The sequence below is a fragment of the Exiguobacterium sp. SH31 genome (assembly GCF_001816105.1).
Lineage (GTDB): Bacteria > Bacillota > Bacilli > Exiguobacteriales > Exiguobacteriaceae > Exiguobacterium > Exiguobacterium aurantiacum_A.
Window position 1 is genome coordinate 68,420 of the sequence record NZ_LYTG01000091.1, and the last position, 26,839, is coordinate 95,258.

General features: G+C 44.4%; 20 protein-coding genes. 18 read left to right on the forward strand and 2 right to left on the reverse strand.

What is annotated here, in order from left to right; translation table 11 throughout:
• The 9 genes from zapA (at window position 1) to A6395_RS12770 (ending at window position 7,794) form a co-directional block, all read left to right on the forward strand.
• The gene (zapA, locus tag A6395_RS12730; RefSeq protein ID WP_016508139.1) at window positions 1–222 is read left to right on the forward strand and encodes a cell division protein ZapA; all 222 of its coding nucleotides are present in this window, start codon (window positions 1–3) and stop codon (window positions 220–222) included.
• 8 nt (window positions 223–230) lie between these two features.
• Window positions 231–767 carry a CvpA family protein gene (locus A6395_RS12735; RefSeq protein ID WP_071399306.1) on the forward strand — a complete coding sequence of 179 codons (537 nt, stop codon included), beginning with the start codon at window positions 231–233 and terminating at the stop codon, window positions 765–767.
• A 69-nt stretch (window positions 768–836) separates the two neighbouring features.
• Window positions 837–2,546 (forward strand): DNA polymerase/3'-5' exonuclease PolX, encoded by a 1,710-nt coding sequence (gene polX, locus A6395_RS12740; protein WP_071399307.1) that lies wholly within the window; start codon window positions 837–839, stop codon window positions 2,544–2,546.
• On the forward strand, window positions 2,547–4,901 hold the full coding sequence (locus tag A6395_RS12745) for an endonuclease MutS2 (RefSeq protein WP_071399308.1): 2,355 nt from the start codon (window positions 2,547–2,549) through the stop codon (window positions 4,899–4,901).
• Between the two features lie 7 nt (window positions 4,902–4,908).
• Window positions 4,909–5,325 (forward strand): DUF350 domain-containing protein, encoded by a 417-nt coding sequence (locus A6395_RS12750; protein ID WP_084813069.1) that lies wholly within the window; start codon window positions 4,909–4,911, stop codon window positions 5,323–5,325.
• Window positions 5,326–5,571: 246 nt separating this feature from the next.
• Complete coding sequence (locus A6395_RS12755) at window positions 5,572–6,384, forward strand: pectinesterase (protein WP_071399309.1); 813 nt, start codon at window positions 5,572–5,574, stop codon at window positions 6,382–6,384.
• A gap of 231 nt (window positions 6,385–6,615) precedes the next feature.
• Window positions 6,616–7,083 carry a hypothetical protein gene (locus tag A6395_RS12760; protein WP_071399310.1) on the forward strand — a complete coding sequence of 156 codons (468 nt, stop codon included), beginning with the start codon at window positions 6,616–6,618 and terminating at the stop codon, window positions 7,081–7,083.
• Window positions 7,084–7,254: 171 nt separating this feature from the next.
• Window positions 7,255–7,458, forward strand: a complete 204-nt coding sequence (locus A6395_RS12765) for a hypothetical protein (protein ID WP_071399311.1) — start codon at window positions 7,255–7,257, stop codon at window positions 7,456–7,458.
• Between the two features lie 9 nt (window positions 7,459–7,467).
• Window positions 7,468–7,794 (forward strand): nucleoside triphosphate pyrophosphohydrolase, encoded by a 327-nt coding sequence (locus A6395_RS12770; protein ID WP_071399312.1) that lies wholly within the window; start codon window positions 7,468–7,470, stop codon window positions 7,792–7,794.
• A 42-nt stretch (window positions 7,795–7,836) separates the two neighbouring features.
• Here the strand turns inward: A6395_RS12770 and A6395_RS12775 are convergent, their stop codons facing one another.
• Window positions 7,837–8,724 (reverse strand): phosphoadenosine phosphosulfate reductase domain-containing protein, encoded by an 888-nt coding sequence (locus tag A6395_RS12775; RefSeq protein WP_252100541.1) that lies wholly within the window; start codon window positions 8,722–8,724, stop codon window positions 7,837–7,839.
• A gap of 254 nt (window positions 8,725–8,978) precedes the next feature.
• Here A6395_RS12775 and A6395_RS12780 point away from each other — a divergent pair, with 254 nt between their 5' ends.
• The 7 genes from A6395_RS12780 (at window position 8,979) to A6395_RS12810 (ending at window position 24,487) form a co-directional block, all read left to right on the forward strand.
• A complete protein-coding gene (locus A6395_RS12780) occupies window positions 8,979–11,363 on the forward strand; it encodes a hypothetical protein (protein ID WP_071399313.1) in 2,385 nt (794 codons plus the stop codon).
• A 32-nt stretch (window positions 11,364–11,395) separates the two neighbouring features.
• Window positions 11,396–13,021, forward strand: coding sequence for a hypothetical protein (locus A6395_RS12785; RefSeq protein ID WP_071399314.1), 1,626 nt, complete (start codon window positions 11,396–11,398; stop codon window positions 13,019–13,021).
• 29 nt (window positions 13,022–13,050) lie between these two features.
• The gene (locus A6395_RS12790; RefSeq protein ID WP_071399315.1) at window positions 13,051–18,261 is read left to right on the forward strand and encodes an FtsK/SpoIIIE domain-containing protein; all 5,211 of its coding nucleotides are present in this window, start codon (window positions 13,051–13,053) and stop codon (window positions 18,259–18,261) included.
• Between the two features lie 60 nt (window positions 18,262–18,321).
• Window positions 18,322–19,203, forward strand: coding sequence for a DUF4007 family protein (locus tag A6395_RS12795; protein ID WP_071399316.1), 882 nt, complete (start codon window positions 18,322–18,324; stop codon window positions 19,201–19,203).
• Window positions 19,196–22,555, forward strand: a complete 3,360-nt coding sequence (locus A6395_RS12800; RefSeq protein WP_071399317.1) for a hypothetical protein — start codon at window positions 19,196–19,198, stop codon at window positions 22,553–22,555. Before A6395_RS12795 ends, A6395_RS12800 begins: the two co-directional genes overlap by 8 nt.
• 2 nt (window positions 22,556–22,557) lie before the next feature.
• A complete protein-coding gene (locus tag A6395_RS12805; protein WP_071399318.1) occupies window positions 22,558–22,821 on the forward strand; it encodes a forkhead box protein in 264 nt (87 codons plus the stop codon).
• A gap of 127 nt (window positions 22,822–22,948) precedes the next feature.
• Window positions 22,949–24,487 (forward strand): hypothetical protein, encoded by a 1,539-nt coding sequence (locus tag A6395_RS12810; RefSeq protein ID WP_071399319.1) that lies wholly within the window; start codon window positions 22,949–22,951, stop codon window positions 24,485–24,487.
• Window positions 24,488–24,529: 42 nt separating this feature from the next.
• Here A6395_RS12810 and A6395_RS12815 read toward each other — a convergent pair whose 3' ends face one another.
• Window positions 24,530–24,802 (reverse strand): CPCC family cysteine-rich protein, encoded by a 273-nt coding sequence (locus A6395_RS12815; protein ID WP_071399320.1) that lies wholly within the window; start codon window positions 24,800–24,802, stop codon window positions 24,530–24,532.
• 212 nt (window positions 24,803–25,014) lie between these two features.
• On the opposite strand from A6395_RS12815, the gene A6395_RS12820 reads away from it, so the two are divergent.
• Together A6395_RS12820 and A6395_RS12825 are read left to right on the forward strand one after the other, a co-directional pair.
• On the forward strand, window positions 25,015–26,361 hold the full coding sequence (locus A6395_RS12820; RefSeq protein ID WP_071399321.1) for a PepSY-associated TM helix domain-containing protein: 1,347 nt from the start codon (window positions 25,015–25,017) through the stop codon (window positions 26,359–26,361).
• A 5-nt stretch (window positions 26,362–26,366) separates the two neighbouring features.
• Entirely contained in the window at window positions 26,367–26,834 is a 468-nt protein-coding gene (locus A6395_RS12825) for a hypothetical protein (RefSeq protein WP_071399322.1), read from the forward strand.
• The last annotated feature ends 5 nt before the right edge of the window (window positions 26,835–26,839 follow it).

The following is a 26,839-nucleotide window of genomic DNA, read 5'->3' on the forward strand; positions in this document are numbered from 1 at the left end:
GTGCAGGTACAACGAACAACGATTCACATTGCGGGGCAAGACTATACAATTGTTAGCGAGGAGTCAGCCGATCATGTGAGGGAAGTGGGCTTTCTCGTCGATAGTAAGATCCGCGAGATTCGTGAACAGTCCCCTCAGCTAGACGCTCGTCAGGCAGCGGTCCTCGCCGCGATCCAAATTGCGAGCGATCACGTCAAAACTAAACGAAATACGGGAGAATAAATCAATCCATGGTTACTCTACTTATACTGTTTTTCTTGTTTATCGGGATCATTAACGGCTTCCGCCGTGGTGCGATCCTCCAGCTCGGCCATTGGGTCGCGCTCATCATCAGTTTCTTTGTCGCCAACGCCTATTACCGGGATCTCGCCGAAGCGTTCAAGCTTTGGATCCCATACCCGTCGCAACTTGACGGGACGTTACCGGGCGGTGTGCTCGACTTGAACTCACTGTCAGGCATCGAGATGACATTCTATAACGTTTTTTGGTTCGTCATCTTGTTCCTGATCACGAAGCTCGTCTTGCATCTCATCTTGTCGATGCTCGACTTCTTGACGGACTTGCCGATCTTGCGCCAATTGAAAGGCATCATCGGTGCCGTGCTCGGATTCTTCGAGTCATACGTCATCACGTTCTTCATCCTTTGGGTGATCGCGTTCGTCCCGATGGCGGGCGTCCAAACTGCGGTCGACAACTCGTCGCTCGCGACGTTCATCATCCAGGACACGCCATACCTATCTGACTGGTTCTCGAATAAGATGCTGTGACACGACAGGCCGGAATGCAAGCAAGCGCTTGTGTCTCGGTCTTTTCTGTATGAAAAAGGGGGAAATACGATGAATAAAGTTGAGGCGATGATGCTGTTAGAGAAAATCGCGCAATATATGGAGATCAAGGGTGAGAATCCGTTTAAAATCAACGCGTTTCGGAAAGCGGCGACGGCGCTCGAGAACACCGAGCTCGAACTCGACGACATCGATGATTTGACGACGATCTCAGGTATCGGTAAAGGGACGGCAGCTGTACTCGAGGAATGGCGCCAGACGGGACGGAGCGAGGTGCTCGAGTCGCTCCAAGAAGAGATTCCGTTCGGCTTAATGAAGCTGCTCAAAATTCAAGGTCTCGGTGGCAAGAAACTGGCCCAGTTAAGAGAAGTCGGCGTCGTCGACCTCGAGTCGCTCATCCGTGTATTGGAAGACGGCACGGCGTCAGAATTGCCGCGCTTCGGCACGAAGAGCGTCGAGAAGTTGCTCGCAGCAGCACGGAACTTGGAATCCCGTCCGGAACGCCTGTCGTACGCGATGATGCGCCCGGTCGTCGACGAGATCAACAAAGTGTTAGAAGGCGAGGCGCTCGTCCTCCGGCATTCGGTCGGGGGCAGTTTCCGCCGGGCCGAGGAGACGTGCAAAGACTTGGACTTCATCATCGCGACCGAGGAGCCTGTCGCTTTGCGCGACAAACTGCTCGCGCTCCCGTTCGTCAATGAAGTCATCGCAGCCGGTGAGACGAAAGTGTCGCTCGTCTTAGAGCGCGAGGAGATGGTGTCGGTCGACTTCCGGATGGTCGAGCCCGGTGCTTTTGCCGCGACGCTCCACCACTTCACCGGCTCAAAAGACCATAACGTCCGCATGCGCCAACTCGCGAAAGCTAAGGGTGAGTCGATCTCCGAGTACGGGGTCGAGACCGCGGACGGCCTATGGCAGCCGGAGACGGAAGCGGAGCTGTTCGAACGCTACGGCCTCCCGTTCATCCCGCCGGAGCTACGGGCAGGGAATCTTGAGTTCGAGTACGACATCTCGAAGCTCGTCACGCTCGACGATATCAAGGCCGACGCGCATATGCACACGGTCTGGTCGGACGGGAAGCTGACGGTCGATGAGCTCGTCGCCGCGATGAAAGCGCGAGGTTACGAGTGGATCGCCATCACCGATCATGGCAAGTACATGTCGTTCGTCAACGGTTTGACCGAGGAACGATTAGAAGCGCAAGGGGAAGAGATCCTTGCCGCGGCGAAAAAATACGATATGCACGTCTTGCGCGGTGTCGAGATGGACATCCGCCCAGACGGGACGCTCGACTACGAGCCTGAGTTTTTAGCGACGCTAGACTACGTCGTCGCCTCGATCCATTCAAAGATGGACCAAGGTGTCGACGAGATCATGGCGCGGCTCGAGAACGCCTGCCGTTCGCCTTACGTCAACGTCATCGCCCATCCGACCGGGCGCTTGATCGGACGTCGTGACGGCTACCCGATCGACGAGGAGCGCTTGATCGCCCTCGCGAAAGAGACAGGGACGGCGCTCGAACTGAACGCCAACCCGAACCGTCTCGATTTGACCGCCTCGACGCTGAAAAAAGCGAAGGCGGCCGGTGTCAAACTGATGGTCAACACCGACACGCACCACCCTGATATGATGGAAGATATGGCACTCGGCGTCTTGCACGCAAGAAAAGCCTATCTCGAACCGTCAGACATTATTAACTGCCTCACGTTCGAGGACGCCAAGGCGTTCTTCGACGCGAAGCGACAGAAAGGAACATGCTAGATGGATCACGCGTTACGCGTATTAGAATATGAAAAGTTACGTCAACAGCTCGCCGTGCATGCGGCCAGCTCGCTCGGGAAAAACCGGGCGCAAAACATGCAGCCTGACTACTCGTACGACCGGGTACTCGCCAACTTGAACGTCACGCGCGAGGCGACCGAGGTCGTCCGGCTCCGGGACCGTTTGCCGCTCGGCGGTCTCTCAGACGTCCGCGCCGAAGTGAAACGGGCCGCCATCGGCTCGGTGCTCTCGACGAGCGAACTGCTCGCCGTCGCCGCCGTCATGTACAGCGGCCGCCAAGTGAAAAACTTCTTTGAGAAGTTGCACGAGGACAACGAAGACATCCAAATCCCGCGCCTCGACGAATATGCCGAGCGCTTGACGAAGCTGATCGAGGTCGAGCAATCGATCCGTCACGCGATCGATGACCAAGGTACGGTCCAAGATTCGGCGAGCTCGCAACTGCGCGGTCTGCGGACGCAACTCCGCAGCTTTGAGGGCAGTGTCCGCTCGCGGATCGACAACATCCTCCGCAACAACGCCAAGATGCTCTCAGACGCGATCGTCACGATCCGGAACGACCGCTTCGTCGTCCCGGTCAAGCAAGAGTATCGCCAAGCGTTCGGCGGGATCGTCCACGACCAGTCGGCGTCAGGGCAGACGCTCTTCATCGAGCCGCAAGCAATCGTCTCGATCAACAATGAAATCCAAGAAGTCCGCTTGAAAGAACGCTCGGAGATCGACCGCATCTTGACCGAACTGTCAAATCTCGTCGGCGGCGTAGCCGATTCCGTCGTGACGAACCTCGACGTCTTGGCCGAACTCGACTTCGTGTTCGCGAAAGTCGCGTACGGACATCAACTGAAAGCGACGGAGCCGAAGTTGAACGACGCCCGCGAGATCAAACTGAAGCAGGCGCGTCATCCATTCATCCCGCAAGATGAGGTCGTCCCGATCACGGTCGAGCTCGGGGAAGACTTCACGTCGCTCGTCATCACCGGACCGAACACGGGTGGTAAGACGGTCACGCTCAAGACGATCGGGTTACTGCAACTGATGGTCCAGTCAGGGCTCTATGTCCCGGCCGAGTTCGGTACAGAGCTCTCGGTGTTCGACGCCGTCTACGCCGACATCGGTGACGAGCAGTCGATCGAGCAGAGCTTGTCGACGTTCAGCTCGCACATGACGAACATCGTCAGCATGCTCGACAAGGTCGACTTCATGTCGCTCGTCCTATTCGATGAGCTCGGTGCCGGGACCGACCCGCAAGAAGGGGCCGCGCTCGCCATCGCGATTCTCGATGAAGTGAAGCGTCGCGGGGCCCGCGTCGCGGCGACGACCCACTATTCCGAGTTGAAGGCGTACGCCTATAACCGAGAAGGTGTCGTCAACGCCTCGATGGAGTTCGATATCGAGTCGCTCAGCCCGACGTATCGTCTATTGATCGGCGTGCCGGGACGGTCGAACGCGTTCGAGATCAGCCGACGCCTCGGTCTGTCCGAACAAGTGATCGATAAGGCGCGGAGCCACGTCGGCACCGACGCCGAGTCGGTCGAATCGATGATCAACGAACTCGAGTCGGCGAAGCAACGCGCCGAACAGCTCGAGCAAGAACTGATCATCAAACGTCACGACTTCGAACAAGAGCAAGCGGCGTTCGAGGCGAAGATGAGTGAATTCGAGACTGAACGCGACACGATGTACGGCGAGGCCGAGGCACGTGCCGAGAAGGCCGTCGAGAAGGCGAAGCGGGAAGCGAACGAAGTCATCGACCGGTTGAAGAAGCTACGCGCAGAAGGCATCGTCAAAGAGCACGAGATCATCGCCGCGAAGAAACAGCTCGAATCGGCGAAACCGACGCTCCAAGATAAAAAGATCCAAAAAGTGAAACAAAAAGCGCAACAAAAACGTACGTTCAGTAAAGGCGAAGAAGTGAAAGTGACGACGTTCAACCAAAAAGGGTACATTGTGAACCAGATCAACGACAACGAGTACAACGTCCAAGTCGGGATCATGAAAGTGAACGTCAAAGCGGACGACCTTCAAAAAGTCGGACCCTCGAAAGAACAAGCGCTCCAGTCGAAAGGCAGCTCGCTGAAGCGCCAGAGCTCGACGAAGTCGGAGCTCGATCTTCGCGGTGTCCGGGTCGAAGAGGGACTCTCGCGCCTAGACAAATATATCGACGAGGCGCTCGTGTCCGGATACGACAACGTCCGCATCATCCATGGGCTCGGTACGGGCGCGATGCGACAAGCGACGCAGGAGTATTTGAAAGGACATCGTCACGTGAAGAGTCAACGCCCGGGTGGTATGGGCGAAGGTGGACTCGGGGTCACGGTCGTCGAATTGAAGTGAGGGACGCATGATGATGGGGAACGTAACGTTTGGCGTGATGCTCGAATCGCTCGGCCTGTACACGATCGCCGGACTGATGATCGTCGTCGGGCTCGCCATCTTTGAAGTGACGACGCCATACAGCAACTGGCGCGAGATCCAAAAAGGGAATATCGCCGTCGCGCTCGCGACCGGGGGCAAGGTCGTCGGCCTCGCCAACATTTTCCGTGTCGTCGAGAGTCATCACGAGCGGATGATCGACGTCTTAGTCGGAGGGAGCTTTGGCTTCTTCTTACTGCTCGTCACGTATTGGTTGTTTGAATTTTTGACGCCGTCGCTCAAAGTGAACGAGGAGATCGGGAAAGGCAACATCGCGGTCGGATTGCTCGCGTTCATGCTCTCGCTCGGAGTCTCGCTCGTCGTCGGCGCAGCGTTGGTGAGGTGAAGACATGGTATACGAACGATTGGCAAAGATTCTCTTTATCGGGGCCGGACTGTTTTTAGTGGCAGCGGTGTTGTGGTTTGTCTTTTATTGAACATAAAACTGGGACGCTCCCGAGGCGTTCCTTTTTTATTTGTGTCAGCAGCATGGAGCTGGTGATAAATGTTTCCTCAAACGGACTTGCAGGAAAGAGTATAGGAGCGAGAGCTTAAGACAAAGCATATATCTAAGGCGAAGAGGTGTGGATAAATGGACAATGGTGCAAAATTTTTTGAACTGTTAGTGGTGAATGGAGTTAAATTACCAGGTGTGAAAGTAGACCGAACGGAGTTCTTAGCCACAAGTTTTAGCAAGCACGTGACCCCGAATCAATTAGCAGCCCTTCTTGAGAAAGGCCCTGTTCAAGCGAACATCCCTAAAAAATTAATCAGACGAATCGCGAAGAAGACCGTTCGGAATCGGACTATGAAAAGTACATCAGCGTCGTTTGCCGCAGGATTACCAGGTGGCGTCGCGATGGCGGCCACTATTCCGGCTGATACCGCCCAATTTTTTGGCGTGGCAATCCGATTGGCTCAAGAAATCGGTTATTTATACGGGTATGAAGATTTTTGGGATGAGAACCGGTTGGATGTTGATCGGGTGAACGGAGAATTGATTTTGTTTCTCGGTGTGATGTTCGGTGTCGGGGGAGCGACGGCCACCATTAAAGTACTGTCTTCGCAATTCTCGAATCAAGCATTGAAGAAAATTCCGAATCGAGCCATGATGCGGACGATTTATTATCCGATTCTTAAGAAAATGGGAAGCTACATCGGGGTGAAGATGACGAGAAGATCGTTTGCTCAAAGTGTGTCTAAAGTGATTCCAATCGCAGGAGGTGTGCTTTCGGGTTGGATCACGTATTCATCGATGAGGCAGATGGGGAACAGACTGTTCACTGCACTTGAAGAAAGTATCGATCTCTCTGATGAAGAACTTGTAGCCAGTTTCAAAGAGATGAAACAAGAAAATCCGGATATTATGGATGAGGATTTTGAAATGTTAAGGGAGAGTGTCTGAGCGTAGGGGACGAACAGCATAGTTACCAGTCGAAATGATGCGACGATGCTGTTGACGTGGTGCGAGGGGCGTGACCGGATTTTAATACGTTTGAACAAGAGTTTCACGTCTTGGCATACGACGATCCGATCGTCCGCGACTTGGGGAAAGTCGGGAATACAGGGGGGTGTGGTGGAAACCATAGATGAAATTTCCTAAGAAAATCTAAATAGATGCGAAGGAGAATTGATGATGAAAAAGTTACTTTTATCCGTCTCTCTGTTTGCAGGAGCAACGATGGCTTTAACCGGTTGCGGAGGAATGGGCACGGTTGAAACGATTGACGACAGACCCGTCATTCATTTCGATGCCTCTTCAATCATTTCGTCAGCACGCGACCATCAAACCAAGATGCTCATGTTATCGAGTATGCCAACAGATATCGTCGCAATATCCGGAGCGGTTAAAGAATTGCAGGGGATGAAAGCAGACACTGACAAGTATTTGGCCGAACTTGAAAGACTACAGCATGAAGACCCCTCGGCCGATGAGTTCAAAGACCTCGTTGTTGAATATTTAGAAGCGGAAAACACGTATATCAATCAAACCATCGAGGAGTTATACGGTGGAGGCACGAACAGTCCAAGTCGCTTCTCGATGGAAACTCTTTACTCGAGAGCAAGCGCAAAAGTCTCCGATTTCCGGTATGAGCCGAAGTGAAGAGATTCCGTTCCATAAAGACTCTGTATAAAGATACCTGTAAGAATAAACTCGTAAAGAATCCATCTCTTACAAGACAGAGTATTATTGGACGTAGTGAAGGAGAATCGAGCAGAATGGGGAAAAGTGTTAAGAGAAAGTACGGAAACGAGTGAGAAAGGAGTGGAGATGATGAAACAGTTCGAGATCGAGTTTCATTTAATCAACGAGGAGATTTTGACGTATACGGTCGAGGCAGATAGTCGCTATGCGGCACTTGAAGCCATTTATCAGTCGTTCCGGCATGCGTCGGATGGCTTTGTCCAGTTCGAGGACGAATGGATTATTTTCCTCGATCATGTCGTGTATGTGAAGGCGTTTGAGATTGTGGAGTAGGAGGCAGCTATGGTGAAACATAATAAGTTGGTCCGAGACCGTGTACCTGAACTGATCCGTGCGGACGGAAAACGAGTCATCGTCAAACAGTTGAATCAAGCCGAACACTTTGAACAGGCACGCCTGAAGCTATATGAAGAACTGAAAGAGTATGAAGAGACGAATATCGATGAGGAATGTCTTGAAGAGCTAGCGGATATTCTTGAGCTCGCTTATGAGCTCGGTAAAATGCATGGGGCTTCGTTTGAAGAGATGAATGCGATTCGTGCAGAGAAGCGGGAGCGGAAGGGTGGATTTGAGAAGGGGTTATATTTGGAGGAAGTTCTGGATAAATAGGAAAAGCAGAGCGCTTGTAAAACGCGCTCTGCTTATTTGTTTTTAAGAGAATGCACAAACACAAGGAACTGTATCGTCTTTCTCAGCGAGATAAGCTTCTACGCCATCTCGTTCCATCATTTCACGATATTCGCGTAATGTGAAGGGGCCACCATTACGTTTTAAAATGGACACGTCTTTTTGGAACTTTTCACGAAAACGTTCTTCCATAGATTCTTGTTCAGCATATTGATCTGGCCAGACTTTGTAAAGAAGGGCATAGTGACCTAAACCACCTCGTACGCAACGTCCACCACAGTTTGCGTGAGAGAATCCTAAATCGTACATGCGTGGAAGTTTAATGCCCCATTCATTTTGAATGATTGTTTTGGCATCCATATCTTCTTTGAAGATTTCAATCATTGGAAAACGCGTCTCAATAGGCTCAATTGGATTATGTTCATAAAAATTTTGCAAGTTGATAGCTCGATGCTGCTCGTGAGGCCCGATACCGAAATGTAGAATCGGTTCAAGATTATGCTCATCGCGAAGTTCTTCAAGGAATATCATTGTTTGTCTAACCTTTAGTTCTTCTGAACACTTTGCCATTCGGGAGTTACCAAGGAATCTCATATCGAAAAATACTTCTTCAGGTGTTCTTCCATCGATGCTAGTCGTAATTTCTAAACCGATGTAATCCGCGACCTCTTCCATGAAGCGGTAGTTATCCATGTCTTCCCACAACGTATCTGTAAAGAAGAGAATCGAATTCTCTTTACCGTACTTTTGCACAATATGGTAAGCCACGTATGCTGAAGATGCACCACCACTAAACATAGCCACATGAACTGGTTTACGCCCATGGTCGAGCGCAGTGTAGTCTTTATTGTTTAATTCACCAAGTGCGAGGCGACTTGTGGTTTTTTGTGTTTTGACACTATTCATATTCATCTGTTACACCTCATTTGTCTTTCATTTCTATTTATTATTACAGTAACGGAAATGTGCTTCTATAAGAAAATAAAATGCCTACAACATTTTTATGATAAATACAGGAGTATAGCCGTATAAAAAAATATGCCAACCCAACTATATTCCTTCAGAACCCCTTTTATTTACCATACATTAATATTACAATAATAGGAAGAAACGAAATTGTGAACCTTATTTATATTTTTTAATGCAAAATGAGAGGGCGATTGAAAATGAGATCAGAGGAAATTTGGGACCAACTTACAAAACTATCAGCTGATGATATTGTATTCTCTTTTGAAGATGTAAATAGAATGATAGAGTTCAATCCGACAGAACAGGTTCTATACTTGCAATCTTTGTTCCTCCCAATGTCTTATGAATGGATGAAAGATTTAAGTGGTTTCAATAACTATGCGTCAATGCCTAAATCTTACTTTGAAGCACATTCAATTCAATATGGCTGGAAGGCGCTAAAAACGAAATATAACCTTTCGATGAAGAACTATCGAGAAGGGATTAGATTCTTAGAAGTCTGTGAAAACGTAACAAAACGAGACATCACTAAAAAAGAAGCGAACGAAGCTTTAACTATTTTGCTTCAATTAGGTCAGTCTTGGATTTTAGATTTTGGAAGAACTGCAGAACAGGAAAGTGAAGAGACAATCGCTATTACTGAACTGAAATCATCGACAATTCCTTTTGATAAAATAGAAACTGACGAACCAAATAAATTTAAGGCTGAAGACGCTACTTATGAAAAAGAAGTGATTGCAGACAGTAAGTCACAAATTGAAACCATAGAAGATGAAAAGGAGCAAACAACCCGAATGACTCAAGAACTGATTACTAAAACAGAGCGTGTCATAACTACGCCACTTAAAGAGCAAATCAACCCTTTTGTGGACTTCATGCACCAGTATGATTTAACGACTGCTGACTATTCAAAGATTTTCGATGAACACACTAAAAAAATTGAATACAGCATTGATACGAATATCAATCAAAAAATAATCGATGAACTCTCTACATCACCGCGTTCTATCATTATCACAGGTAATGCTGGGGATGGAAAAACACGGATTTGCCGCAACGTATACGATCAATTGGTAGATAAGGAATTTGAAGGATGGCCGGAGTCCGGTATAGAGGAAATTACATACAAAGACTACACTATTCGAGTCATTAAAGATTTATCAGAGTTACGTGACGAAGTAATCGTTTCAGAGCTACAGAAAATGCAAGAGACTCTCGAAGTGAAAGACTCAAACGTTTATTTTTTAATTGCCGCAAACGAAGGGAAACTGACGCATACTTTGGTGAAGTATCCAGAACTGAAGGCATTGAAAGACGCAATTATTCCACAGTTTTTGTCACCAAACAAAGAATTTAAAGAGGCTGAACAAGTCAAAGTTTACAATCTACTCTATGCCTCATCTTCTGTTTATGCCGAAAAAATTATTGAAGGTTGGAACGAAGAAGAGAACTGGGATATTTGTGGTACGTGTTCAAGTCGTCATAAATGCATCATTAATAATAATCATGTCGCAATGAGCAATAAAACGACTCGGAATCGTATGATGCGAATGTATAAATCACTCGATATGAACGGAAAGCATATGACTATGCGTGAGCTGCTAATTCACCTAGCTTATACACAAACAGGTGGAATGACATGTAGAAACATTCATGAAGCTTCACAGAGTGAGGCGATTGAGGGATTAGCGAAAAAATCATACTATGAGAATTTCTTCGGAAATAATCTAAGACCTGAAGTCTTTGAGGAAATCAGTGGAATTCAAGAATTTAAATCATTAGACCCTGGATATATTTCGGATTCTTTAATCGACGATTTTCTTTTGAACGGTGATTTGAGTAGTCAAGAGAAAACGAGAGACGCCCATACGACTTTGTTTAAACAAGGTATCGATGTCGAAAATGGTGCTTATTATGAAGAGGTCAAAATGTACCGTTCCAATATTAATGGTGATAACGTGAATGGCGTTGAACTGATGAGCAAATGGTTCCCCCGTTTACGTCGTAAATATTACTTCGAATCTAAAGACAATAAAAAAGTAGAGCAATTGATTCCTTACCGTCATCGGCACGAATTTATTGGCATTCTTCATAAAGGGAAAATTGAACATAGTACAAAAATCAAGTTAGTTGACGGATTAAATACATTCTTCGCTAAACGCATGGTGTTTTCTCCATCACATCAATTGTATGTTGCTTCTGACAGTCTGTTAGTTCATCAAATCATTGGGTTAGATCAAATTGAATTTGTTGTTCAGGAGAAAAATGAAGAAATTGATCAGGCGAGTACAACGTTGATTCTAAACATTCAAGACATCGAACTTGAAGTAAACTTAGTCACATTTGAATATTTGATGCGTCTGAGCAATGGTGGAATGCTGAACGTATTACGCGAGCACGTGGAAATCTTACTCAACAGCTTCCGAAACAGATTGATTCCATTGAAAAAACAAGATGAAGACATTCTACAAATTTTAAAATTCGATTATTCGCAAGGTGCTTTCGTACTCGAAACTATCGAAATTAAGACACCTGATTTAGAAAATAATGAAGTGGATGAAGATGAGGATGAAGACTTTTAAGATTAAATACTATATGAATAGGAGCACGCCACATGGAACAAGAAGAAACATTTTTTTCTAGTAAAATCGGGGAGAAGATATGGGGACATCGATTTAAAGAAGGGCAAAGAGGACCTGAATATACCCTCGAATTTTTAAATGTATTTGCCGGGACCCAATTTAGCTTACAAAGAAAACACTATAATCGACGTAAGATGATTGAGTTCCGTCAATTTGTATACGAAGGCGAAAAAGAGGGTTCTAAAGGACACATTGCAATTTTTGAAGATGAGAAAAAAGAAGTCATTAGAGATAGGCTTGGAATTAACGAAAAACAATTCGAAGATCTTCAAACGTTTTTCAAGAATTTGACGATTCCTCTGACAACGCCAATGGGAAAACCAGTAGACCGTTCGTGGTATGCTCAAATGATTTATCCGCTGCACGAGTCTTTACTCTTTTCTGAAGTACGTGTGAATCGAGATAAGGGGAAGACGAGTAACTATAGTATTAGTTATGAACGAAACTTCTTTGCTCGCGGAGGAGAATTATACTACTTGATGCTTCACTATGGGACGTTGAATAACGCTAGTCTTCGAATGAGTATCGAAGAAAACATGAAGAACCTTCTTTCAACTTCAAGTGGCTTAATTACTGTGATTAGTCAAATTAATGAGGCGTTTGCCGAATATAGTACCTCTTCAATAGAATTACCTGCTCCTTTGTTTGAAGAAGCAAAATTAGAAGAAATTTTTAGAGGTAAAGATATCGCGGAATATCCTAAGCTTCCTCAAACCGATTTGCCTCTTTATACAGAATTTGCTCATGAACTTGATTCCTTGTTAAAGCTGAAAATCGACGTATATGAGATGTTTGATATTCTCACATCACTTATTACATTCCAACTTCACCGCTATATGATTCATCAAGCTGAACAAATAGTCCATGAAAAGACTCATTACTTTATTGATTGTTTTGAAGGACAAAACAAGTCAATAAAATTTTTGGCGCAAGATTCGTATCGCATTCACGAGGGAGTAGTTGGAGAAGCGTATAAAACGTTTGTTGAAAAGCGCGTTGCTGAAGTATTCCCTGAAGACAAGGCTGAAGATAAGATACGAGTCTGGAAACAAGGATTTGATGATTCTCAAAAAACAAAAGTCGCTGGTTATGCGTCATTTTTTGACGAGTTGAATCTTAACAGTCTTCATGCACCAAAAAAGAAAAAACTAATTGAAGCTCTTGAGACGTCGAATCTTGATAAAGCTAAAAAAATGCTCAAATTGCGTATTGTTGAGCTGTACATGGAAGACTTATCTAAGTCACAATTACCGATCATGAAGACACTAGCACGCGACGGGCAATTCATTATTTCAGGTAAAGGGTCTAAAGCTCGATATGTACTTCATGACAATATTTTAAGTGCACTAGTATATGCCACGTTAGACGGAGAAATCACTCTCCCATACGATGATTTTTTACAAAGATTATATGAAAAATATCAAATTATCATCGGAGAAAATGCAGCTAAAGTCTCTGGTCTGTACTCTAAAGAAGGCATCAACCTATCTCATTTTAGAAGTAACGAGAAAAAAATGAGACAGAAATTAAAGCAAAACGGATTGTTGCAAGAGTATTCAGATGCAACAGCATTAATCCGAAATCCTTATTTCACATAATCTGAAATTAAATGAAGGAGATTATGACCATGTCAGTAAGTACTTCGCATAAAGAAACAATCATAGGACACTGGATTTCACAATACTTGCTTAACTACCTTAAAGATCACAAAAATAAAAATGCAGAGAAGGTATTAATTAAAATTGAGGGGATAAACGAAGACTATTTCCCTGCAATCCTCAATGCTCTCTTAGAAGGTGAAAATCAATTAAAGCATTTTTATCAGCCTGTGATTCGAACAATCAAGCAAATTGATGGCTTTGATTCATTTGTATTGAATGAAAATGAGAACGGGGTTTGGTTGAGAAATAATGTTAAGTCCAATGAAGCTTTAATATTATTGATGAACGAAAGGACTCCTGAAGCTCAAAGTTTGAAGGATATTGTCTCTATCGACGAGACACAATTATTGTCATCAGAAGGTTTAGACAGTCTTGACCAGTCTCTTCATGAAAATTCATACTTAGAACCTCATCAAATCAAAGATTTAATGAGGTTGATCGGAGCTTATCAGTATAAAGATGAATTAGATTTACAGCTTTCTATGTTGATTGCTTATTTAGAAGATATTATTAAAGAAAAAAACACTTCTGAGGCACCATTTAAAACAATTCTTGGGACACAGTTGCCTCATTTCAGATTGTTTAGAGATGAATATTTAAAATTTGAATCAGTAGATGCGCTTCGGAAACAACTTCGAAAGAACTTCTTGCTCAGCCACCTAAGAAAAACGATGGTGTCTTACCTTGACCCTGAGAAGCTAGCTAAAAACGTTGAAAACTTCATGTCAAATGAGGCGAAAACAAATTATTCAACAGAAATATGGAACAACTTCAATGATGAAGTCCATTTCTTCGAAAAGGCGATGCAATTCATTGAACGTAAAAACAATGAATTACTATCTCTCGTTTCGTACACTGACGCTGAACGTATTTTTGGATTCAGAGTATCAAATTCATTAAAGGATAAGTTAAATAATGCCCGAGACACATTAATTGATAAATATGCTATGGCAATTGAATTAGCAGAGACTGTAGAAGAAGAAAATCAATTGAAGCAACAAAAAATGGACGCAGAGAATCGATTTGATAAAGGCGTAGAAGCAGTAAACTCTAAAAATGATCTTGATTCTATTCGAGCATTTAGAGAAGAGTATGAGGAAGAACTTGAAAAAGAAGGGATTCTAAAAAAAGTCGTTAACATCGAAAACAAGTTAGAAAACCCTTCCGAGTATATTGATGTTTTTGAGGCTGTTTTATCTGAAAGTTTAGTAATGTTAGAAGAAGTTGAGCATGAACAATTTGAGGGGAATCTTTCGTTTGAAGTTTCGATTGACGACAATTTAGAGCTCTCAGAAAAGCAGGCAGCATTCTTCAATTTCCACTTGAAATCGTTGTCCATGCTTTCATCTAATATTATTGTTCTTTCTCATCTAAAAGGTGTAGAGGATGTTTCAAAAGACGTAGAAAATTTGACGGTTACCGTTAGATTGCTTCGAAATGAGGAACCGCTGGCCAAAACAGAATTTAAGATTGATGCCGGAGAAGCTATTAGTGAAAACAGTTTTTCACAGTTCATCAATCAGATTCAAAGCGGCTATCTCCAGCATATTGATGTCAAACGAGGTACTCCGAGCGAAAAAGATTTCCGAGACTATCTCTCGGATCAAAAAAAATATACATCATTGACTGATAAGCGATTATTAGAACCAATCCAACAATTTGATACGTTTAACAAAGAATACACTAAGCTTCTTCAAACGATTTTAAACGAGGAGCGGGGGACGACGATTGATGACCTCGAAAAAATCACGCGTCTCACTCAGGAATTCTTGAATTGTTCCGAGGCAGATGTTGATGGGGTTCGAAAAATCTACTCGCTTCTAAATGATATTGGAACAATCAACATTGTTGAAACAAAGAATAGCAAACAATCTGAAGTCGAACGAAAAATCGTTTCGGTTTTCAACCCGATTCGATTCATCGCCTATGGCTATAAACTTGTTCATTTCGGTAAATTGATTGCAGACCTTTCGGATACATCCCATGGACGAAACAAAATTCAAGACGTAGAAGACCTCAAACAGTATAAAGAATATTTGAGAGGATCTTTTACTAATTTAGCACCTTCATATTACGTATCACGTGAAGGTCATCATCTGTTTGTTCAAGATGAGTTCTATGGACAAGGTACATACCTTGAAGGTGGAGAAATCGAAAGCGTCGCTTCACAAGCTACTTCGTTCGCAAAAGAAATTGAAAAAGTAGCTCATGATTATATTCGCGTTTATCCGTATACTGCCGATTGTCTAGATATCTTATTCCTTTATGTGACTAACTTAGAGTTCGTTAAAAAGAGTATCGAGCAAATCTTGAAAAAAGATAGTGTTAGAAAGTTAAATGTTACAATCCACAGTCCAGCTCGCGCGGCGATGCTTTACGACGAAATCAATCAATGGATTCAGTCTCAAGAAGAATATATGAATGCAGTTGATGTGTTCGGAGAGTTTCCGCGTCTAGAAATTAACGTTTTACCTTTTAGCGATTCAAAAACATTAGAGGAAAAACTGGACTCGCTGATGCTTGACTTTGATTTAGCTGTGTTCATCGATTATTTTGGTCAACAAGATAATCTTAAAATTCCGCATCAGTTTTATTCTGAAACGCATAAAGAGTGCGGGCTTGATGATAAACAGTGGGCGTTCTACGAGAATCGCGAGTTCAAATCTGTAAAAGAAGGCACTCGATTAATCAGTTATGTTTCACCAACTCAGCCAAAGCTAATGCAACAGTTTTATAACATGCAGGCCATTTTAAAAGAAGGGTTAGTCATTGAGCCTGATAAAATCGGACTTCTAAAAGGTCGTCTCTCCGTAACTCGAACAGAGACGAATACGCTCTATAAACTAGCGCATGAAAAGTTCAACTGGGTTATCACATACGATAAGTTCATGGACCCACTTCTTATGAAACAAGTAGCAGAAGGTTCGAATATTATTCGATATCATGTGAATCGCTCTGGAAAAGAAGAAATCAAAGTGCTAGTCTCTTCTTCGGATTCAATTCGGAGATCTTCTGAAAAAGATATCGAGACGAACTATTATCGAACTAGACTTCATAGTCGTCTAAAAGACCAGTTAAAGGTCATGACCCTAGACGAACAGAAAGTGGATGAATCTTTAAAAATAGTTAAAGATTTATCTGGGGGACTTGTCCTACGAGCGTTAGGACCAGGGAAGTTTGTAAACGAGTTTTTATCTGTTTATTTAACAGTAGTTCAGAACAGAGACACTCAAGATGCTGTTGTTTTATGGGATATGTGTGACGAGCTTGAATGGTTTAGAACTCGTCAGAAGCGACCAGATTTGTTAAAGACGACGATTCAATATTCAGCAGATATTGAAACTTATGACATTAACTTTGATTTAGTCGAATTAAAACTCATTCAACAAGAGAGTTACGTAAGTGAAGTAACGGACGCAAAAGTTCAATTGCTGTCTGGAGAAAGAGCGCTTCAGAAATTCTTTAGACGATTTGAATCAACTCTTGAAAGAGATTTATATCTCAACTCGTTCTTGCTTCATCTTGAGGATAAACGGGCCTACGAGGAATATGAGCTAGCTCTACTACACGAACTCAAGCATAATCCGAATGTGAAAATCAACTTCTCCTTCACTAAATCGATTTATGCATATATTCACAATAAGAATATGGAGTTTGAAGGTAGAGTCGAGCTTACTCCTGGTCATTACTTTGAGCGTGAGGACGAAGATGGAATTTCCGTTCATACGTTCACACGATCGTACATCCTTTCAGAAATGAATGTTTCTAGTGATGAAGTTGAATTAGAAATCGGGGGCGAAGATAAAGTTGTTGAGCCGAAAGCTATTAATAGAGTTGAAGAAATGGTGGCTCCACAAGATTCAGGTAAAGAACCCGGAAATAATCCTCCATCTGTAACACCGATTCAACCGCCTGTTGGTCTAGGCATAGAAGACGAATCGATTGATCCAATCGATCCAGTCAATCCAGTCGATTTAATCGATCCAGTCAATCCGGTCGAACCTAGTGAGTTAGTAGTGGATCAGTACCCAGAGGAAATCGCACTATTAAACGTGCAGGTGCCGAACGAAGAATCGTTTGACGCGGCTCTTCAAGAACTCGGTAATCGTTACGCAGACACTTTACAGACGAAACTGAGAATTAACGGAGTGCAGTTTACTGTAGAGCGTACGATAGTGGGGGCAAGTGTCATTCGAATTATTGGAAGAATCCCACCAAATCAAAGCATCACAGCGGTTGAGAAAAAGGCGAAAGATATGCCGCTTTGGTTGCATATTGATTCTCCTCCGACCATCTTTAGTGATCGTAATGGGATTAACATCGATATCAATCGTAATGACCCTGATACCATCTACTTCTCACAATTCATGAAGTATGTCCGTAACGGTGTAACAGATCAAGACTTAGAAAAAGGATTCGTAGTTCCAATTGGGTTGAGTCCGTTGAATGAAGTCATGACGGTTGATTTTAATGGTACAGAGCCTCATATGTTAGTTGCTGGGTCGACCGGTAGTGGAAAGAGTGTAAGTTTGAACTCGATTGTCATGTCGATGATGTGTCTCTATGACCCGAGTGAACTCCAATTTGTTTTTATCGATCCTAAACAAGTTGAGTTTTCAATGTTTGATGGAGTTAAGCATACGGAGAAAGTTTTATTAGATTTGAACGAATCAGCAGATTATTTAGATGTTATGATTGCAGAGATGGAACATCGCTATAGCAAGTTCCGAGATGCATTTGCCAAGAATCTAATGGAATATAGCGAACTGTTGGCTCAGGAGAATCGACATGAAGAAATCATGCCAAGAACGGTGATTGTATTTGATGAGTTTGCTGATTTTATGATGCAAGATAAAGAATTTGCTCAGAGAATCGAGACTGCCATCAAGCGTCTAGGTCAAAAAGGGCGGGCGGCAGGCATCCATATGATTGTCTGTACGCAATCTCCAAAGGCTGAAATTATCAGTACAACCATCAAAAATAACTTGGCAGCAAGACTATGTCTTCGCGTCACAGATAGTGTAGCTTCTAATGTAGTAATGGATACGTCAGGCGGGGAAAACTTGGCTGGAAAAGGTGATTACCTATTCAAGACAAACAAGGAACCGGCACGAGGTAAGAGTCCATACTTACAACCGCTCGCTTTACGTGCATTAATGCAATACTTTAAGAAATAAACCGTGAAGTAGCTGCAGAAGTAGCTACTTCACTTCTTTTGGAAGATAGGTGGGGAAATTATGGGATTTGGACAACATCAGAGTTTTTATTTTCGACCTTCGTGGATAAACAAAGGATTGACGCACGTTAATCAGAACTCTAGATTTTTTTATGAAAAGAATCATTTCGAAGTACTTGGATTAGGAAAAAACATGGCGAAGTCTTTACGACATTGGTTGATTGCTACAAATGTTATAGAAGAGCAGAAGGGTAAACAGACAGTTCATGCCTTCACTGACTTTGGCAATATCGTGTTCCATTACGATCGACATCTGCAACACGGTTTGACCTTAGGGATGTTGCATTATAATTTGGTCACTAACAAAGACATCGCTACTACTTGGTACTGGTTTTTTAATGAATACCGCGAATCTGTATTTGATCGGGAGCGCTTAATGCACTCCTTAGAAAAATGGGTAGAAGTGAATGGGTTAAAAAGTGTCTCCGAAAATACATTGAAACGAGATATAGACTGTCTTCTTAATATGTATTCATTGAAAGATTATAAACAGCTCACTCCTGAAGATGTCATTTCATGTCCACTCGAAAATTTAGAGATGGTTTCAAAAAATGTAAACAATTACTACACTAAATCGTTTGCTGATGTAGAAGAAATTAGAGACATCTTATTTGTGTCACTTTTAATCTATTCGGAAAAGCACGGTCAAACTGAATTTGCAGTTGAGGAGTTGGCTGAGGCCCCAGAACTTTGGGGGAAAGTATTTAATCTTTCGAGAAGCGCGATTGTGGAGTATGTGACGCAGATGATTGAAGATTACCCATTACGGTTTATTCGTACAAACAAGCTAGATACGGTACTGCTTACGAAAGAAGTAGCATCAATCTCGGCACTTGAAGAAAGATATGAACAATATAGTAAAGAGGTAAGTAGCTATGCATAAGTTCCAACCAAGCGTTAATATTTCGTATGATTTTCATAAAGACAATTTACTTACGCAATTTGTACCAAATGATAAACAACTGAATATCATTCAAACGGTTCTCGAGACGGTTACGGACTCTAATGAAATAACCAATGCCCATCTATTGATAGGTCCCTATGGAGCAGGGAAATCAATGGTTGGAGCCATTATTTCAAACTTGATGATGAGCCGACGAAATGGGAAAGCGCTTAAAGGTTTTTATGCTAACGTCGCGCAAATTAATCAAGAGCAAAGCTTGTATTTAGAAAGTGTGATTCGGTCTAAGGATAAGCGGTGGATTCCTGTGGCTATTGTTGGACACTCTGGGAAACTAGCTGAAGTCATTCTTCAAAATACGATTAAAGAGTTAAAAGACGAAGACATTTCTTTTAGTTTAAAAGGCGAAGAAGAACAAATTATCCAAACGATTAAGAATTGGCGCAAGAATTATCAAAACACGTACTCAAACTTGAAAGACCTGTGTGCACAAGATGACCAAAATATCGATGCTCTAGTAGCACAGATAAAAGCAGGAAACAAAGAAGCCTCAGAAACTTTTAAAAAATACTATACGATTTTGACATCAGGTGCCACTTTAGCTGTCACCTCTTCGGCGAATGAATTAGAGCAGTTAGAATATATTTTAAAGCAATTAAAGAAACAAAAAGTTGGGTTATTCATCACATATGACGAGTTTGGACGATTTCTTCAGTTGCTTGATAAAGCTAGCACGTACAAAGCGATGCAAGAAATGCAGGATCTTGCCGAACTTTCGAATCGCCTTGAAAACTTAGGGATTTTATTTATTACTCACTCCGGTCTAAGACAGTATGCAGAAAAAAATAGTTTTTCGAAGTCAGAATTAGAACGAGTCGAAAAGCGTTTCCGTGCACACTATTTAGAAAGTGATTCTTCTCTTTTTTATCGTTCTGCCTTCAAAGTATTGGGGCGTCAAGATGAAGTGAACACACCTAGTCTATTCCTCCAAAATGACATTGAGCGTTATAAGATTGATATTACTAAATTCAACCTGTTTCCTCAGATGTCATCACAGGAAATCGATGGAACTATACTAGAGGGTTGTCAGCCAATTCATCCATTAACAATTTATCTTTTGCCTCATTTGTCGAATATTCTTGGACAAAATGAGCGTACTTTATATATGTTCTTAGCTCAGTTTGATGGAAAATTCGATGAAACGAAGTGGTACTATTCGGATGAGTTGTTCGACTATTTTTATTCTGATGAAACACTCTATTATCGCATCGAAGAACTGAAGCAGTATCGTTTCGCTGTTAGTTATGGAGTGACCGATTCAGCTCTTCGCTTAATAAAATTATTAACGCTTCTTGAGAACTTTAAAGGGAAGTTTTCGATTCAGGAAGACTTAATCAGTTTCGCCCTAGGAATTAGTGTAGATGAGGCAAAAGCCGTGATTGACGAGTTAATTCAAGTGAAATTATTGAGATACAATCGGATTGCAAACTCTTATGAAATGTATACCGGATCAATTTTAGAGCTTGATGAATTAGTTCAGCAATATCGTTTGAAGATCAAAGATGACGATGTTCTAAGAGCACAACCATTGAAGGAATTAATCAAGAATAAGTACTATCTGCCATTAACGTACAACAGTGAAAAAAGTATGACAAGATACGTTGAAGTTGATTTCTATTTTGATATGCAGTCTGTGTTGGAAAAAGAGACGGCAGCAGATGGTGAGTTGTCTGTCATTCTAAGCGATACTGAAGCTGAAAATGTATACTACCAGTTAATCGATAATGGGATAGTAGACAACCAAAGAATGTTTGTAGAATTTAAATTAGATAAACAAGAGTTGGTCGAGAAGATTGATGAATATCGTACATTGATGTACATGTTAGGAGATAAGGTGCTTTTAAAGTCAGACGAACAATTGGAATCTGAAATTGGTTACCGAATGGAGAACCTGATTTTTGAAATCCAGCAGTATTTATCGCCACTTGAAAACTTTAGTCCTCAACATTTGGACTGGTATTATGGAAACGAAAAGGTTGAAGGTGTTACCTCTCGATTTGCACTTGAAAACTTCTTGTCGAATTGGATGAGTGAACGATTCAATCAGACTTTAGAGGTGCGAAACGAAGGATTCAACAAGCAAAAGGTTTCTAAAGTTCAGCGTAATGCAGCGGTTAGCGTGCTAGATAAATTGATGAAGAGTCGTGCGATTGAAGAGATTGAGATAGATGGCTTCGGTCCAGATTACTTAATCTATGTCTCAATTTTGAAAAACAATCAGATTGATCCATTTAATTTAACGAATTTTAGTTCAGACCTACTGCAGAATATGCGAGCATCAATGTTGAACTATATTGAAACTTCAGACCGTGGTAATCTGCTCACGCTTATGCAAGTATTACAAAAAGAACCTTATGGTATGAGAAAACCGATTGTTCCGATTCTGACGGTTGCGTTACTAAAAGACTGTTGGCATCAGCTTTCTTTCTACGCCAATGGGCTATTCGTTGAAGAAATGAATGCAGAACTGTTGTATTCGATTCTGGAACAAGAGGCAAGTTTTTATGAATTTGAGTTCTTTAAAATGGACCAATTCATTCGTCAATCGCTTGTCGAAGTTAATGAAAATTTCTTTGGCAATTCATTTGAAGAGCACCCGGTCCAACTGTTTAGTAACTTAAGAAAATGGTTGCGTCAATTGCCGAGATATACCCAAATTACTTCACAACAAGCTGAATCGCTAATCGAATTCAAAGAAATAATTCGTTACAGCGAAATCGACCCTATGGATGCAGCCACACGTCTTCATAAACTAGGGGAACGGATTAACGGCAAGTTCTCTATCATTAAACAGGATTTAGAAAAACACTTGATGATTGCTAAGCATGACCTCAAAGAAGAAGCATTAAATGTATTAGAGATACGTGAAGACTTGAATGTATGGGTTGAACTAAATCGTGATGTGATATCAAGAAATCCAATCCTATTCGATGTAATCAGTTCGATGGAACGTGAGGAAGACTGGATGGCAGTCTTGATTCGTAAAACAGTTGGGGTACGTCTTGAAGAATGGTCGGATGTCACTCTCGATTCGTTCCAGTCCTCTTTAAAGCGGCTACTAGTGGTATCTGATGATGAAGAGACGATCCGAATCGTGGAAAATGATCAGACAACGGTAACGATTCAAAAGATGGAGTTATCGGTAAAAGGCAAAACGGTATTTAACAACGTACAGCGGATGGTGAAATCTAGCGGAAGAACGATGCAGGCAGACGAAATGAAATTCATTCTATACAAATTGCTCGAAGAATTAGAGATAAGTTCGGAGGAGTGACGATGCGTCTAGATTTAGTGAGGAAAATCGAATTTGCGATTAGTCATCATGGTGGGACTGCTACCTTAAAAGAAATCTATGATTATGTGGAAAAATCATTTTATCAACTTGGTCTAGACGGATATAAAGATTGGAAGTCTCAGGTTAGAAAACACATTCATATGCACTCGAGTGATTGTGATATTTACCGTGGGGAACGAGATTTGTTTTATGCAGTTGAAGGAAAAGGTAGGGGCATCTGGGGCCTTCGCCAACCGAATACCTAACCGAAAGCGGAACCATTTCAGTTGGTTCCGCTTTCAATGTTTACAATACGTCACACCCCCTTGTCACATAATGTTCAATCCTGTAAACTTCGAAACAGTGTGAAAAAAATGTATAAGGGGTTACTTCATGGAAATCGTTCAGCAATTATCGCAAATGCAATTACTCAACCAATTCTGGTTACTCGTGGCCTTCATCATCCCGATGGTCATTTTATCACGGATGGTCGTGGCCGGTTCACGGTTCTCACCAATCCTCGTCATCGTCATCTTCGGTCTCGGCCTCGGCTTCGCTATGGTCGAGATGGGCATCGCGACACCGGGTCTCCCTGAGTTCCCGCTCGTCGACTTCCTGTCACGCACGACAATCATCGCGCTCGTCGTATCGTTCTTTGTCGGTGGGCAAGAGCTTCGTAAGATTTTAAGCAAGCAAGAACTCGATATGAAGGACATCGTCGTGCCATCGAAAGAAGAGATGTTCCTCGGAACAGGTCGGACGCAGTTCATCTTCATCGTTCGTTCGTTCTTCTTGCTCGTTGGTCTCGAAGGATTCTTCCGCATGATGATCCAACCGGGAGCGGCAGAGGGCATCACGCTCTACTACCCGATCCTCGCGTTGATTGGTCTCGCGGCATCGTTCCTATTGATCGACCACAAGGCACAGATTGACGACAAGCACGTCTATATGAAGAAGGGCTTGATCGAGACGTCGTTACTTCTCGTCATCTTGTTCATCTCGTACGCAATCGCTATGGCTGTTCAACCGGTCATCGCCTTGCCACAAATCTTCTTCGCGATGCTATTATCGTCAGCACTCGGCGCCATTTTCCAAAACTGGACGTACGGACCGACCGTCCGCGCGCTCTTGTTCGCCGGTATCCCGGTCGTATTGGCAGCCAACTTCATGGTCGGTGGTTCGCGCATCGGTGACGCGTTCGCCATCGAAGGTATGAACTCGATTCTCGTTTACGGTTTCTTCGGTCAGTTGTTCTGGATGTTCGGTGGGATCGCGCTCCTCATGTGGTTCGCCCGCACAGGACATATCCGCAACCTCGCACCAGGTATGGCCGGCTCGCTGTCGCACAGTGGTCTCACCGGTGCGTGTACAGCAGGTGACTTCGGTCAAGTGGCGGCGAAACGTGCGCCAATCATGATCAACATCCCGTTCTTCGGTCACATCTTCGTGTTCTCGATCTTGGCAGTCAGTGCCGACAATGGAGCGCTCTGGATCTGGCCGACGGCGATCATCGTCCTGGTCGGTCTCGTCCTCACGGCACTCGCGCTTAAAAACTTGCGCGGTGCGAACGGAGAAGACTTCAAAGAAGTGAAGGCGCTCATGCAGTTCTCGTTCGGTTGGCAGATGATGGCGGTCTTCGGTGGACTCGTCATCCTCAGCTTCAGCACGATCGCGTTCGACTACACGACGATGGCTCAATCGTCAGCGATCTCGCACTTCGGCCTCTTCGCAGCCGTCCAAGGCGGCATGTTCGGGACGGAAGCATCACTTCTCATCCCACTCATCTTCTCGATGCCGTTTCTCGTGCACCCGATCGTGTTCTACATGTTCGGGAAAGCACTCGACAACAACGGTGAAATGCCGCGCTTACCGGTTTACGCGATGGCGCTCATCGGTGTCGTCGGTGTCTCGTTCGCCATTCTCGGCGTATAACAAATAGCCGCTTCTACACGTGTAGAAGCGGTTTTTGTGTGCTTATTTTTTTGCTAACGATTGCCACTTCGGGTCTTTGAGGTCGTGCCCGTTCGGTGTACGGACGTGTTTTGTGGAGCCGGGATCGCACGCACCGAAGCGGATATAGTTCTGTTGTGCTTGCCGAAGCGACACTCGGTTGGCACCGCCTTCGTAGTCCGGGTCTCTGAACTGGACCTCATCGTCTTCCCAAAAACAGATTTCACAAATATCATAGGTGCCGGGCGGTTCTTCCTCAAGCGTCTGATAGCCGCAGCAAGGACATGTGTATTTCATCTTTATCACCTCATTTCAATCATTTCATCAGATTAGTTAGCTTTATCTTACAGTTCATCAAGCTCAGTTGTGTAGTTTTAAAGAATCTAACTTCACGTTTATTTCGCTGGATAGACGAATAACAGACACAAAGTAAGCGGTCACAATAAGTGTGAGTGAGTACAATTGATTTGTTCACATATTGGACACAATACATAACCGGGGGAAAGTTTATGACATCATCTTCATCAGGGCGTGACTGGTACCGTGCCGTTTGGCGTTGGCATCTGTACGCTGGACTCATCATCGCACCGTTCTTGTTGGTGCTCGCGGTCACAGGGGCCGTTTATTTGTTCAAGCCACAAATCGAGCAAGTACTCTACGCCGACTACTATCAAGTCGAACCGGCCGGAGAACGGATGAGTGCGACCGAATTGTTCAATAGGGTCCAATCCGAGTATCCGGACGCACCGGTCACACGCTATCGGCCTGGCGAATCGGCCGACCGCTCGACCGAGTTCCGCCTCATGACGGAAGACGGGGCGACGACGGTGTTCGTCGATCCCTACAAAGGCGAAATCATCGGGAGTCAATTGAACGCCGATCGATTCATGAGCCAGGTCGAATTGATCCATGGCGAATTGATGATCGGGACAATCGGTGACCGCATCGTCGAGCTCGTCGCCTGCTGGACGATCGTCTTGATGGCGACGGGGCTGTATCTATTTTGGCCACGAAACGGACTACAAGCACCGGGGACGTTATATCCGCGTTTGACGAAAGGCAAGCGGATCTTCCGGCGCGACCTTCACGTCGTCCCTGGATTTTGGGTGACGGCCGGACTGCTCTTTCTCGTCTTGACCGGTCTTCCGTGGTCCGGCTTTTGGGGAGCGAACTTCCAATCAATTGCGACGAACGCCGGTGTCGGCTATCCGCCGTCGATTTGGGGCGGTGAGACACCGACATCAAACGTGAAGACCGAGGACGTGGCGGACGTGCCATGGGCGGCTGAGACGTTGCCGGTACCGAACTCCGCCGTTGCCGGCTATGTGCCGCTGTCGCTCGACCAAGTCGACACGATCGCCGAAACGGCCGGGATGGACCCGAGTTATACGATCAGCCTACCGAGTACGTCAGATGGCGTCTTCACATTATCCGCTTATCCGGACCGGGCTCAGGATGAGGCGACGATTCATCTCGACCAATATTCAGGTGCGGTCCTCGCTGACTATCGCTACGACAACTACGGCATCGTCGGTAAGGCGGTCGCGCTCGGGATCACGCTCCACAAAGGGACGCAGTTCGGATTACCGAACCAACTGATCAGTCTCGCGATTTGTCTCGGCGTCATGCTTGTCGTCGTGAGCGGCGTGTATTTATGGTACTCGCGCAAACCGAACGCGAGAAGCGGGGCACCGTCTGCGCCAAGTCGGACAAAACGGAACGTCTTCTTCGTGTTGATCATCGGATTCGGCATCATCTTTCCGCTCGTCGGGTTGTCGCTCCTCGTCGTCGCCGCGATTGATTGGTTGATCGTCCGTCGATCGACTACATTACAACGATTTTTGAATGCGGGGTGAATCAGATGAAGCGAAAGCGATTACTCATTATTTTTAGTATGTTGGCGATGACGGTACTTTCGGCTTGTGCGGTCGATTCAAGTGCAAGTGAATTGTACAAACAAGAGACGCCGCTCCAAGCGACGCTTGATTTTCCAGAAGTCGTCGAAGCGGGAGAGCCGATCACGTTTGAAATCGGCTTGACGAAACAGGATAGCGTCTCACCAGACTTCGTGCATCTTGAATTACAAAAAGTGGACGGGACGTTATCTTACGGGATGCAGGAGGCGGCACGTCTCGATGACGGCACGTACGAACTGACGACGTCCGTCAAAGAGGACGGGCTCTACATCGCCCGCGTCCATGCCCAGGCGGACGGTTCGACCATCTTCCCGGCGAAGCAGTTCATCGTCGGAAAGTTGACGGAAGCCGAATGGGCCGCTTTATATGAAGGGGCTGCACCGGTCGAAGCGGTGACAGAACCGCACCATTAAAAAAG

What these genes read in the sequence shown, in the direction of transcription:
- A6395_RS12735 (WP_071399306.1), top strand. Translation starts at nt 231, where the DNA reads ATGGTTACTCTACTTATACTGTTTTTCTTGTTTATCGGGATCATTAAC.
- polX (WP_071399307.1), top strand. Translation starts at nt 837, where the DNA reads ATGAATAAAGTTGAGGCGATGATGCTGTTAGAGAAAATCGCGCAATAT.
- A6395_RS12745 (WP_071399308.1), top strand. Translation starts at nt 2,547, where the DNA reads ATGGATCACGCGTTACGCGTATTAGAATATGAAAAGTTACGTCAACAG.
- A6395_RS12750 (WP_084813069.1), top strand. Translation starts at nt 4,909, where the DNA reads ATGATGATGGGGAACGTAACGTTTGGCGTGATGCTCGAATCGCTCGGC.
- A6395_RS12755 (WP_071399309.1), top strand. Translation starts at nt 5,572, where the DNA reads ATGGACAATGGTGCAAAATTTTTTGAACTGTTAGTGGTGAATGGAGTT.
- A6395_RS12760 (WP_071399310.1), top strand. Translation starts at nt 6,616, where the DNA reads ATGAAAAAGTTACTTTTATCCGTCTCTCTGTTTGCAGGAGCAACGATG.
- A6395_RS12765 (WP_071399311.1), top strand. Translation starts at nt 7,255, where the DNA reads ATGAAACAGTTCGAGATCGAGTTTCATTTAATCAACGAGGAGATTTTG.
- A6395_RS12770 (WP_071399312.1), top strand. Translation starts at nt 7,468, where the DNA reads ATGGTGAAACATAATAAGTTGGTCCGAGACCGTGTACCTGAACTGATC.
- A6395_RS12775 (WP_252100541.1), bottom strand. Translation starts at nt 8,724, where the DNA reads ATGAATATGAATAGTGTCAAAACACAAAAAACCACAAGTCGCCTCGCA.
- A6395_RS12780 (WP_071399313.1), top strand. Translation starts at nt 8,979, where the DNA reads ATGAGATCAGAGGAAATTTGGGACCAACTTACAAAACTATCAGCTGAT.
- A6395_RS12785 (WP_071399314.1), top strand. Translation starts at nt 11,396, where the DNA reads ATGGAACAAGAAGAAACATTTTTTTCTAGTAAAATCGGGGAGAAGATA.
- A6395_RS12790 (WP_071399315.1), top strand. Translation starts at nt 13,051, where the DNA reads ATGTCAGTAAGTACTTCGCATAAAGAAACAATCATAGGACACTGGATT.
- A6395_RS12795 (WP_071399316.1), top strand. Translation starts at nt 18,322, where the DNA reads ATGGGATTTGGACAACATCAGAGTTTTTATTTTCGACCTTCGTGGATA.
- A6395_RS12800 (WP_071399317.1), top strand. Translation starts at nt 19,196, where the DNA reads ATGCATAAGTTCCAACCAAGCGTTAATATTTCGTATGATTTTCATAAA.
- A6395_RS12805 (WP_071399318.1), top strand. Translation starts at nt 22,558, where the DNA reads ATGCGTCTAGATTTAGTGAGGAAAATCGAATTTGCGATTAGTCATCAT.
- A6395_RS12810 (WP_071399319.1), top strand. Translation starts at nt 22,949, where the DNA reads ATGGAAATCGTTCAGCAATTATCGCAAATGCAATTACTCAACCAATTC.
- A6395_RS12815 (WP_071399320.1), bottom strand. Translation starts at nt 24,802, where the DNA reads ATGAAATACACATGTCCTTGCTGCGGCTATCAGACGCTTGAGGAAGAA.
- A6395_RS12820 (WP_071399321.1), top strand. Translation starts at nt 25,015, where the DNA reads ATGACATCATCTTCATCAGGGCGTGACTGGTACCGTGCCGTTTGGCGT.
- A6395_RS12825 (WP_071399322.1), top strand. Translation starts at nt 26,367, where the DNA reads ATGAAGCGAAAGCGATTACTCATTATTTTTAGTATGTTGGCGATGACG.